The following is a 12,081-nucleotide window of genomic DNA, read 5'->3' on the forward strand; positions in this document are numbered from 1 at the left end:
CATTGTTCCACTATCGTTATATACGCATTCATCCCTTTGAAGATGGTAATGGTCGTATTGCCCGACTGATGGTGAACTTTATCCTTACTCGCCACGATTATCCGATGATTGTAGTCCGTAGTCGCAAAAAGAGTGAGTACTTGGAGGCTTTACATCAAGCCGATCTTGAAGTCGGTCCTGTACCAAGCGATGGCGCTCATGCAGATATTAAGGATATTCGACCATTCTTGAAATACTTCAATGAGTTAGTGGCGACAGAGGTGTATAATGATGTGCTGTTTGTGAGCGAAAAGAATGAAAATGTGTGGTGGTATGATGGCGAACGAATAGTATTCCGCACTCCGAACTACACGAAGATATTAAATGCTATGCGAACTGAACCCACACTGACATTGGCTGATATGCGTGAGATTACGGGTATCAGCATTGCAGCCATCCAAAAACTACTCGATCAACTTATTCAAAAGAAATATGTTGAGCGTGGCGAGAAGGATGGTAGCTGGAGAGTGTTTGTGACGCAGTAGGAAATTGACATTATATAATCTATGTTATTATGGAACAAAATAAAAAATACTTCGCTTTTATAAGTTATTCTCACGATGATGAAGAATGGGCCAAATGGTTGCAACATGAATTTGAACATTATCATCTCCCGGTACCTCCACCAGTTACAATTAATCCTGAAAGTTTTCCAGATAAGTTCCATCCCATATTTCGTGATATATATGAATTAAGTGGAGGTGAATTAAACCCGCAAATAACAGATGCGTTAAAATCATCGACCAACCTAATAGTGATATGTTCGCCAAATTCTGCAAAATCGAACTATGTTAATGAGGAAATACTTGAATTCATTGAGATCGGGAAGCAAAATGGGGGTAGCAATATCAGTAATATATTCCCGATTATAGTATGCGGGATTCCTAATTCTAAAGACAATTCAGAAAATGAGTGTTTCCCGAAAGCGTTAAGAGACCTTCCAACGGAACTAATAGCTGGTGATGTAACGAAGCATGGGCGTGAACATGCTTTTGTGAAAGTGCTTTCTGGTACATTACGCAGCTCTGGCGTTAGTTTTGGTATGCTATGGAATCAATTTGAAAGAGATCGTATTGAAGCAGAACGCAAAGAAAGAGAACGCAAGGATCAACTATTAAGAATACAAAGCTTGTTTTTGGCAGAAAAAGCTGAGAGTTTGATCGATCATCATGAATACGATTTGGCAAATTTAATAGCGTTGGAAGCTTTACCTAATAATTTAGCAGAACCTAATAGACCATATGTTAGAGAAGTTGAGGATTCTTTAAGAAAGTCGTCTGTTTACACATCTCCTATTATTCGCTCATCTATACAGGGAAGGTGTATCCAAACTAATGGAGAAATTGTAATTACAGAGGAAGAAAATTGCAGGCTGAAATTATGGGATATAAAAACTTGCGCACATATTGACACTATTGATTTGGAAGATTGGTTGAAAGAATATTATAAAGATATGCTTGATGCGCAAGAAATCGATTCATATATTTTAAGGAAACGATGGTTGAAATCAATTGCTTTTCCAAAGGCAATGCATAATGTGGTATATCTGTATACGTTTGATTCCCTTCTATCGATAGATTTAGATGTAAGGCCTCAAAAACCACAACTATTGTTTAAGCGCGATGCAATGGTACATGACACTCATACTGCTGATGTTGTTTTTTCAAATAATGGGTGTTATTATTTTTGGTTAACCAAAGAATACACCAATCATTTTAGTGTATCCTTATATGACAATATCACCAATCAAAAGATTTTTAATTATATTGAAACAGCAAGACCTTATGTTGCATTTAGCCCCAATAATAAATTGATCGCATGTGCCTGTCATAAGGATATTCATGTATACGACATTGAGAATCTTAAAACAAATAACTCAGGATACCTTGCTAAATATCGATGTTATGATCCTTTGTTTTGTACTTTTGTTGATGATGTAAATGTATTAGTTGTTCGTGGTAATAAGTCTATTGAGATTTGGAATTTTGAATCAAAGAATGTAGAAACAATATACACAAGCGATACCGATATATTAGATGTGTTATATAAAGACAATCTACTTGTTTTTGTCACTTCATCTCAGCAAATAAGAGTGCTGGATACGCAATATAAACTAATAATTGCACGCTTAGATTGGAGCAATCAAGTTAGGCTCTTATCATTCTCACATGATGGTAGCAGTATATATTTTAGAGATGCCAGTTCATTTAGGATGTGGGATTTCCACATTCGTGCAGATGGTAGTCGTGTACTATACTACCACTCACATCTTGTTCATTGTGTAGGACATAGTCAGGATATGTCGTATTTTGTGTCAATATCTGAAGATTGCGCAAAAATATGGGATACAGAACAACAAAAAATCATTAAATCAATTGCTTTAGAGGATCTTGGGTTTATATCTAAAATTGTGGTTAGTAAACCTCATGGTAAAATATTTATGTCCGGTTATCAGTTGTATTGTGTTGACATTTCTTCAGGTAGTATTAAACAAATCGCTGATGAAGAATGCAATATATGTTTGAGTTTTGACGAAAAATATTTATTAAAATCAACAGACAATATTATTACTTTATATGATATTGAATCCTTGACTATGTTTAAGAAAATCATATTGCCTGATAATCAAGATTTACTATTGGGAGAACCAATCGTATTCCATCCGAATGAAACATTAATTGTAACAGCATCTAGTGATATTGTTGAGTACGAAACACTTGTGCTTACGGTTTGGGATTATGTAAAAGGTGCACCTATAAATTCTATCAGAATAAATGATTGTTTTGATATAGCGACATCACCGAGAGTTGTAATCCGTTTTTCAGATAATGGAGATAGCGTGATTTTGAATGCGATGGAAGATGACGTATACGAATGGTGTTTTAGAGCAAATGCGCTATATAAAATAAACATACAAACTAACGAGCCACAATATGTCGGTAATATCATTGAAGGAGACGGTGTTTTTGTTGTCTTAAGAGAACAATTATCTCTTCAACAGTTAATGGATAAAACACGTGCAGCCTTAGGGGGGCGTACTTTGACATTGGAGGAACGGAACAAATATTATTTAATCTAAAGTTCTCTGGCATGCTATTTTGTGGGTGAACTTTCATTGACTCTATCATTAATTACAAATGCAGCTTTTTTGAATAGAGAGTTGCTGGAAAATAAGTTTCGTACTTATTTTAGTCCGTCAAAAAATGGATGGTTCTTGGCGAGGAAAGGTTTTCAAACACCCAACATCTGACACTGTGGGGCGGAAACTTACGCCGACCAATAAACACCAACATCCACGAAAAATGGCGTTTTAGGGGAAAAAACGGGTAAAACAAAAAACTCGGAAAGTGAGATTCAACTTCCGAGTTTTTTCATCTATTTTTATAGGATTTTCTGTTGCTTTTCGTGAGCGTTAGCGTTTGTTTGTGAACATTAGAGGGCGTTAGTTACTTGCCGATGCAAAAAACTTAAAGGACTCCGTCTAAAATCATCATAAGGGCAAAGCCTAAGGCAACGCCTATGGTGGCAATGTTTGAGTGTTTACCTGATTGCCCCTCGGGGATAATCTCTTCAACTATAACATATAGCATTGCTCCTCCAGCAAAGGCAAGTATGGCAGGAAATATTGGCATTGTTCCATCAATTAACAGCATTGTGATTAGTGCCGATAGTGGTTGAACCAATCCTGTTGCCGAGCCCCACAGAAACGATTTGAATTTACTCATTCCCATACTATTGAGTGGTGCTGACACTACTGCTCCCTCAGGGATGTTTTGTAGTGCCATTCCCAACGATAGAGCTATGGCAGTGGCTCCTGTTATCATATCGCCTCCCTCCATTGCTCCCGAAAGGACTACTCCTATTGCCATACCTTCGGGGATGTGGTGAATTGTTATGGCGAGTATAAGCATAGTGCTTCGCTTTAAACTTGATGGCAATCCCTCAACTGAATCAGAGGAGATATGTAGGTGTGGCGTAATGGTATCTAAAAGAAGTAAGAATCCCATACCTACCAAAAAACCTATGGTGGGCGAGAGCCATGGTATAGAGTCTTTTTCGGCAGCCATCTCCATTGCTGGTTGCATTAGCGACCATATTATGGCAGCAAGCATAACTCCTGCAGCAAATCCTAGCATAAGTTTCTGCGAGGGCGAATTGCTATCGCTCTTTATCATATATACTGTTGCAGCTCCAATTATACATCCTATTATTGGTATTATTAATCCTGCCGCAATCAATATTGTATTGTTATTTAAAAACTCCTCTAACATAATTAATGAATTTAAAATATAGTTTTGCTGTATATGGTGCTAAACTCGTTGCAATCACTCCTCCCATAATATTGCATACAAAATCCCAAATATCACCACTGCGTGTATCGGTTAAGAGTTGTTGTCCCACCTCTGTTACTCCTGCCAACAACACTGTAAGAATAAGTACTATGGAGGTTGCTCGTTTACGGTTTAACCAAATAAAATCGATATAGAGTGCCGATGCCACGCCAAAGTACATAAGAAAGTGAATCACTTTATCGGCATGCGGGAAGATAAAGAGAGTTAAATTGTCATACTCATGAGCATTATTAAACGATAAATAGAGAAGCAGAGCAATGGCTACCATACTCAATTTATAACTATTCACTATCTTTATAACACTCTTTATCATATTGCTGTTTATCGCTCTATGTTTAACTAATTTAAAATTGTGTTGCTAAGATAACTATTTTTGTTGTATCTTCGCAAAAGATTTAGAATTTATAGATGAACAATAACGAAAAAATGGATTGGGGACGTTTGTTGTCCTCTAAAAGATTTGGTCTTGAGGATTACGATGACGATAAACATCATAATCGTACTCGTTTTCAACGCGACTATGACCGATTAATATTCTCGGCACCCTTTCGCCGATTACAAAATAAGACTCAGGTTTTTCCTTTGCCCGGCAGTGTGTTTGTTCATAACAGATTGACGCATAGTTTGGAGGTATCGAGCGTAGGCCGTTCATTAGGTAGTAACATTGCTTCGCATATTGAGGAGAACACCACAGATGAGGAGTTGTTGCGTAAGCTTCCCGGGATTCCCGATATTGTGGCTACGGCTTGTTTGGCTCACGATATGGGTAATCCTCCATTCGGACACTCTGGCGAAATGGCAATAGGATCGTTCTTCTCTGAAGGCAAGGGCTTGGATTTAAAGGGCATTATAGGAGACCGACTCTGGTGCGATCTCTCACACTTTGAAGGTAATGCTAATGCTTTCCGTCTATTAACTCACCACTTTAACGGCAGAAGAAAAGGTGGTTTTGCACTCACTTACTCTACTCTTGCATCAATAGTTAAATACCCTTACGAATCGGCTCTTGCTGGAACAAAGGGCAAATTCGGTTTCTTTGTAAGTGAAGAAGAGCATTACAAAAAGGTTGCTGCAGAGTTGGGCATCTTAAATAAAGGAGATGGAAAATATGTGAAATATTGCCGTCATCCACTGGTATATTTGGTTGAGGCTGCCGATGATATTTGTTATCAGATTATGGATATTGAGGACTCTCACAAACTAAAAATCCTCACAACCAACCAAACAAAAGAGTATCTGTTGGCTTTCTTTGAAGGTGAGGGGTTAAAACACGTGGAGAATATTTTATCAATGGTTGAGGATAAAAACGAGCAGATTGCATATTTACGTTCATCAATTGTGGGATTGCTGGTTGATGAGTGCTCTAAAGCATTTATTACTCACGAAGATGAGATATTACGAGGTGAGTGTACCAAACCGCTTATTGATATGATTTCGGAGACTCCTCGCAGAGCATACGAGGCTTGTTCTAAGATGGCATACGAAAAGATATATAACTACTCGGGTGTATTAGATATAGAGTTGGCTGGTAACCAAATTGTAAATATGTTATTGGAGCGTTTGGTTGATGCAGTACTGCACCCCGATAAATCATACTCTAAACTGCTGTTGGCAAAAGTACCTCAACAGTACGATATGAGAGCCAAAGATATTCCATCGCGTATTCAGGCGGTAACCGATTATATTTCGGGGATGACAGACGTTTATGCTTTGGATTTGTATCAAAAACTAAACGGAATGAGTTTGCCAGTAATTTAGTTGTTAATTGTCGGTTACACCGCCCCTATGGGGTAGTTGTTAGTTGTTAGAAGATGAAAGAATTTATATTAACAGAACAGGAGAGCGAACGCACCGTACTGGTGGGTTTGGTTACTCCACAACAAAATGAGGCTAAGGTAAATGAGTACCTCGATGAACTTGCCTTTCTTGCTGACACTGCGGGAGCAGTGCCAGTAAAAAACTTTATACAAAAGTTAGACTATCCAAACCCGGTAACCTTTGTTGGTAAAGGTAAGTTGGAGGAGATACGCCAATACGTTGAAGAGAATGAAATTGGTTTGGTGATATTTGATGATGAACTATCGCCCAAGCAGTTGAAAAACATTGAAGAGGCTTTGAAGGTTAAAATTCTTGACCGCACCTCTTTGATATTAGATATTTTTGCAAAACGAGCACAAACTGCCCACGCTAAAACACAAGTTGAGTTGGCTCAGTATCAATATCTGCTACCTCGCTTAACAAGGTTGTGGACACACCTTGAGCGTCAACGTGGAGGTATTGGTATGCGTGGGCCCGGAGAGACTCAGATTGAGACCGACCGCCGTATAGTTCTTGACAAGATATCGCATCTTAAGGAGGAGTTGAAACTGATTGATAAACAAAAATCGGTACAACGTAAAAACAGAGGTAAGATGGTGCGTGTGGCTCTTGTAGGATATACCAATGTAGGGAAATCAACATTAATGAACTTGTTGTGTAAATCTGATGTGTTTGCTGAAAACAAACTATTTGCAACTCTCGACACAACAGTGCGTAAGATGATTATTGAGAACTTACCTTTCTTGATGAGCGACACAGTAGGTTTTATTCGCAAACTCCCCACAAACCTTATTGAGTCTTTTAAATCGACTCTTGATGAGGTACGAGAGGCTGATATTCTTTTACATGTAGTAGATATATCACACCCTGCATTTGAAGAGCAAATTGAGGTGGTTGAGAAGACTATTGCAGATATATGTAAGGATGGAGAGCAAAAGCCTGTGATATTGGTATTCAACAAGATTGATGCCTTCACTTACGTACAAAAAGATGAAGATGACCTATCTCCTCGCACTCGTGAGAATATATCGCTTGATGAACTAAAGGCTACATATATGTCGCGAATGGGAGATAACTGCATATTCATTTCGGCAGTGGAGCGTAGTAACATAGAGGAGTTAAAAATGTTGATGTATCAAAAGGTAAAAGAGATACATGTAAAACGTTTCCCATACAACGACTTCCTCTACTACCAATACGATGAGAGCGGAGAGACTTTATAGAGAGTTACGCTATGATAAAACTCGCAACACCTGACGGCTCCAATACAGTACTATTACATGCCTGTTGTGCTCCATGTTCATCGGCAATAATAGAGGCAATGTTGGCAAACAACATAACCCCTGTTATATACTTTTTCAACCCCAATATATATCCAGAGGAGGAGTACTTGAAACGTAAAAGAGAAATTGAGAATTATGCTCAGAGATTAGGATTAGAGATTGTTGATGCTGATTACGATTATGAAGCATGGCGAGAGGGTACTTGCGGAATGGAAAACTTACCTGAGAGAAGTAGCAGATGTATGTACTGCTTTAAAATGCGACTACTGCAAACTGCTCGATATGCAGCAGAGCGAGGAATAAAATATTTTACCACAACACTTGCCTCTTCGCGATGGAAAGATTTCAACCAAATTATTGAGGCTGGTCGTTACGCAACCTCACAAGTTGAAGGAGTTGAGTTTTGGGATCAAAACTGGCGAAAAGGAGGGTTATATGAACGTCGCAACCAACTTCTAAAAATAGAGAACTTTTATAACCAGCAATACTGCGGTTGTGAATATAGTGCCAAGAGAGTTGTTAGTTAACAAGCATTCGCTTGTTGAACTTGCTATACTTAAAGTCATTAATATTTTTAGTTTCACTAATACAAAAAAAATAGGCAATCCAAAGATTGCCTATTTTTCTGTTCTATTGATAAAGCATTATGCTTTTTTCTCAACAATTCTTCTCTCTTTAATACGAGCTTTTTTACCTGTAAGGGCACGCAAGTAATAAAGTTTTGAACGACGTACTTTACCGAATTTGTTAACTACAATACTTTCGATAAATGGTGAGTCCATTGGGAATATTCTCTCAACACCTACGTTGTCTGACATTTTACGTACTGTAAAACGTTTTTTGTTACCATTTCCTGAAATACGGATAACTACACCACGATATTGTTGGATACGCTCTTTGTTACCCTCTTTAATGCGGTAAGCAACTGTAATTGTGTCTCCGCTTTTGAATGAAGGCATCTCAATTCCCGAAGCAAATGCCTCCTCTGCAACTTTAATAAAATCCATCTTATTTTAATTTTAAATATTCGTAAACCGCAATTTAACAAGTCACATCTCCTTGCCAGAGATTGCGAAAAGCGGTGCAAAGTAACAAAAATTTTATCACATAAGCAAATATGTTGTAAAGTTTTTATCTCAGGTATTTGAATTTAATGCTATTATAGTGTATCTTCGCAATATGAAATATATTAAACATATACTATTTACGTTTATTGCTTTGCTATCTGTTACATTGGCTAACGGCAATAACAACTATTTTTGTAATATATCGGCAGAGCATTTGGCTTGGTGCGACTCAGTTTATAACAGTATGACTCTTCGCGAACGCATTGGGCAACTTTTTGTTGCTGGTGCTTTAACTACTGAAGATGAAAAAAACAAGGCTCATATTGCTCGAATGGTAAACGAATATAAAGTTGGTGGTTTTATTTTGAGTAAGGGTACTGCAGGTGCGCACTTACGTTTAACCGAGTATGCCCAATCTCTATCAAAAGTGCCTCTAATGATTACTATTGATGGGGAGTGGGGATTGTCAATGCGATTAACCGATACTCCTCGATTTCCTAAGAATATTGTTATAGGTGCTGCAAACAATAGCCGCCTTACATACGAATATGGCAAAGAGGTGGGACGCCATTGCAAACGCATGGGAATACACGTTAACTTTGCTCCCGATATTGATGTAAATAGCAATCCCAATAATCCTGTTATTGGAGTTAGATCGTATGGCGATAGTGCCGAAATGGTGGCTCGTTTGGGAATAGCATACTCAAAAGGGTTGTTGAGTGAAGGGGTTTTGCCTGTTGGCAAACACTTTCCTGGTCATGGCGATGTAGAGAGCGACTCTCATAAGACTCTGCCTGTGAACAACAAAACAAGAGAGGAGTTAAACAATGAGGAGTTGTTACCATTCAAAGAGTATATTAAGGCTGGTATGCCATCACTTATGGTTGGGCATCTATATATTCCTGCATTGGATTCTGTGTCGGGATTACCAACATCTCTGTCGCCTGTTGTTGTGGATAAACTCCTTAAGCAAGAGATGGGATATAAAGGTTTGCTCTTTACCGATGCATTAGAGATGAAGGGGGCAACTGCCGAGAATAGTGCTTTAAAGGCTCTTCTTGCAGGCAATCACATATTGCTTAAACCTCTTGACGTGGGCGAATGTATAAAGAGCATTGAGGAGGCTTACAACAAAGGGATTGTAAAAGAGGAGTTATTGCAAAGTGTGGTTAAAAAAATTCTTTTGCATAAATATGTTTTTGTGGGTAAGGATAGGATGCCTATCTCTGAAAAGGGATTGGTTAGCGACATTGTTTCGCCCGAAGCAGAGAGGATTATATATCAGATAAACTCAGAGGCGGTAACTCTTCTAAAAAACAATAACAACATAATGCCTCTAAAAGCCTTAGATAAAACTGCAATAGATATTGAGTGTTACGGCACAACATCGAGCATAGATTTCACAAACAGGCTTAAATCGTATGGTATTAACGGAAAAGCCAATAGTAATGAGAATATCTCAATAATTGGAGTTTATTCAGGCAAGAGTAATGTTGTGACTCAGGTTGAGGCAGCCTGTAAGGGTAAGAGATATATTTTGGTATTCTTTACCTCGCCATACAATATGAAGTTATACTCAAAAGTTATAGAGGGTGCAGAGGCTGTTGTTATGGGTTACGAAGAGACAAAAGTTATGCAAGAGTGTGCTGCCGAACTTATCATGGGAGGTATTGCAGCAAAGGGAAAACTTCCTGTTAATGCTGCACCATACAAAAGAGGTGATGGTATTGAAACCAAGTGCGTAAGATTGGGATATGCACCAGCCGAAGTGGTTGGAATGAATAGTTCTACTCTGCTATATATTGACTCTATTGTTGCTTGTGGACTTAAAAAGAGAGCCTTTCCTGGATGTCAAGTGCTATTGGCCAAGGATGGAAAGATAGTTTACGAAAAGGCTTTTGGCAAGAGGGCTGGAAAAGAGAGCAGAGAAGTTACTCTATCTGATATTTACGACCTTGCATCGGTAACCAAAAGTGCCGCAACGATGCCTGCTATTATGCACTTATATGAGAAAGGAGCGTTTAGCATTGATGAGAAACTTAGAAACTATATACCGTTACCCGACACCTCACTTGTTGGCGAAATACCTATGAATGAATTACTATGGCATCAAAGTGGACTTCCATCAGGAATAAATCCCTACTATCTGCTAACCGACAGCAATAGTTACAATGGTAAACTATATCACTGGAGAAAGCAGTCGCCATATCTCATTCAAATAGACAAACAGGTGTTTGCAAATAATCAGGCAAAGTTGCGTAAGGATTTATTGCGTGTGAAGAGCGACTCTGCTTTTACAATAAAGATTAGTGAACGTCTATGGGCTAATAATGCTATACGCGACACTCTCCTAAATCGTATAGCGCGAATGGAGCCTGACACCACAAAAAAAAAGTACAGATATAGCGACATAAACTTTGTTCTACTTCAAGAGGTAGCAGAGAGACTATCTGGTAGTAGATTAGACGTTCTTACAGACTCTCTCTTTTATGCTCCTTTGGGAATGACTCGTACCTCCTTCTGTCCTATGAAGAAGTTCAACAGATGGGAAGTTATGCCAACTGAACGCGATGATTTTTTACGTAAGGAGTTAATGTGCGGATACCCTCATGATGAGACTGCATGTATATTAGGAGGAGTAAGTGGCAATGCAGGTTTGTTTGGTACTGCAAATGACCTTGCAAAACTCTTGCAGATGTTTCTAAATGGTGGCACATACGGAGGAGAACATTACCTAAACGAGGAGAGCATCACTCTATTTACGCAAACACAAAGTGAGATAAGTCGTCGTGCTTTAGGGTTTGACAAACCCGACCTTGAGAATGAAGAGAAAAGCCCCTGTTGCCCCGAAGCAAACGCCACTGTTTACGGACATACAGGTTATACTGGCACTTGCTTTTGGGTGGATAAAAAGAACAATATGATATTCATCTTCTTATCAAACAGAGTATTTCCTCACCGATGGAATAAAGAACTGATGAAGATGAATATCCGTCCAAAAATCCAAAACATAGCATACGAAGCATTAAAGTTGTTTTAATATTTCATCGATTTGATATAATCGTTTGAAAAATAAACACTTGAAGTTATTTTGAAAAGAGCGAGGTAACGATTTGGGAATCGTGCGAATTTCTGCGGTTTGCGGTAGCAATACTCTCAAATAACTCTTGTACTGCAAAGGTACGGAATAATATTAAAACAACAAATTATTCCATCTTCCAAAACGGGAGTTTAATATGTGTATTATCAAAATCGTCGGGAACAACCAAACCTACCGTAAATTTAGCTCTTGTTACTATTAAGCGTTCTATCATACTATTTAAGTATTATAATTCATTTATCTTTTCTAAGAGGAAGTCTTCAATATTGATATACTGTACCCCTTTTTCATCTATCCAAGGCAAAACATTATCACGTACCACAACTATTTTCGTATAAGAATCATTGATTCTATTTAGGGAGTTTATTTCTTGTTGTCGTTTTTCTTCATCAGCAACAGTCAATGCTGATTGGATATAATAA

Annotated in this window: 10 protein-coding genes; 6 read left to right on the forward strand and 4 right to left on the reverse strand. The window is 38.2% G+C overall.

What is annotated here, in order from left to right; translation table 11 throughout:
- Together IKK64_06355 and IKK64_06360 are read left to right on the forward strand one after the other, a co-directional pair.
- Positions 1-524: Fic family protein (locus tag IKK64_06355; GenBank protein MBR4119684.1), on the forward strand; the 524-nt coding region annotated here is incomplete at its 5' end.
- A 29-nt stretch (positions 525-553) separates the two neighbouring features.
- Complete coding sequence (locus IKK64_06360; GenBank protein ID MBR4119685.1) at positions 554-3,118, forward strand: toll/interleukin-1 receptor domain-containing protein; 2,565 nt, start codon at positions 554-556, stop codon at positions 3,116-3,118.
- 388 nt (positions 3,119-3,506) lie between these two features.
- On the opposite strand, the gene IKK64_06365 is transcribed toward IKK64_06360, so the two are convergent.
- Together IKK64_06365 and IKK64_06370 are read right to left on the reverse strand one after the other, a co-directional pair.
- Complete coding sequence (locus tag IKK64_06365; GenBank protein ID MBR4119686.1) at positions 3,507-4,310, reverse strand: ZIP family metal transporter; 804 nt, start codon at positions 4,308-4,310, stop codon at positions 3,507-3,509.
- Entirely contained in the window at positions 4,288-4,704 is a 417-nt protein-coding gene (locus IKK64_06370) for a VanZ family protein (protein MBR4119687.1), read from the reverse strand. The genes IKK64_06365 and IKK64_06370 overlap by 23 nt, the downstream gene beginning before the upstream one ends.
- 113 nt (positions 4,705-4,817) lie before the next feature.
- On the opposite strand from IKK64_06370, the gene dgt reads away from it, so the two are divergent.
- From dgt to IKK64_06385, 3 genes are read left to right on the forward strand one after another with little or no spacing between them, the layout of a single operon-like run.
- Positions 4,818-6,149 (forward strand): dNTP triphosphohydrolase, encoded by a 1,332-nt coding sequence (gene dgt / locus IKK64_06375; GenBank protein MBR4119688.1) that lies wholly within the window; start codon positions 4,818-4,820, stop codon positions 6,147-6,149.
- A gap of 53 nt (positions 6,150-6,202) precedes the next feature.
- Positions 6,203-7,432: a GTPase HflX gene (gene hflX / locus IKK64_06380; GenBank protein ID MBR4119689.1), complete on the forward strand. Its 1,230-nt coding sequence runs from the start codon at positions 6,203-6,205 to the stop codon at positions 7,430-7,432.
- A gap of 11 nt (positions 7,433-7,443) precedes the next feature.
- Positions 7,444-8,019 carry an epoxyqueuosine reductase QueH gene (locus IKK64_06385; GenBank protein ID MBR4119690.1) on the forward strand — a complete coding sequence of 192 codons (576 nt, stop codon included), beginning with the start codon at positions 7,444-7,446 and terminating at the stop codon, positions 8,017-8,019.
- A 117-nt stretch (positions 8,020-8,136) separates the two neighbouring features.
- On the opposite strand, the gene rplS is transcribed toward IKK64_06385, so the two are convergent.
- Positions 8,137-8,499, reverse strand: a complete 363-nt coding sequence (gene rplS, locus IKK64_06390) for a 50S ribosomal protein L19 (GenBank protein MBR4119691.1) — start codon at positions 8,497-8,499, stop codon at positions 8,137-8,139.
- Between the two features lie 172 nt (positions 8,500-8,671).
- On the opposite strand from rplS, the gene IKK64_06395 reads away from it, so the two are divergent.
- The gene (locus IKK64_06395) at positions 8,672-11,599 is read left to right on the forward strand and encodes a serine hydrolase (protein MBR4119692.1); all 2,928 of its coding nucleotides are present in this window, start codon (positions 8,672-8,674) and stop codon (positions 11,597-11,599) included.
- 286 nt (positions 11,600-11,885) lie between these two features.
- On the opposite strand, the gene IKK64_06400 is transcribed toward IKK64_06395, so the two are convergent.
- Positions 11,886-12,081, reverse strand: a 196-nt coding sequence (locus IKK64_06400) for an ATP-binding protein (protein MBR4119693.1), incomplete at its 5' end; no start/stop codon positions are given.

This window comes from Bacteroidales bacterium (assembly GCA_017521245.1).
Taxonomy (GTDB): domain Bacteria; phylum Bacteroidota; class Bacteroidia; order Bacteroidales; family G3-4614; genus Caccoplasma_A.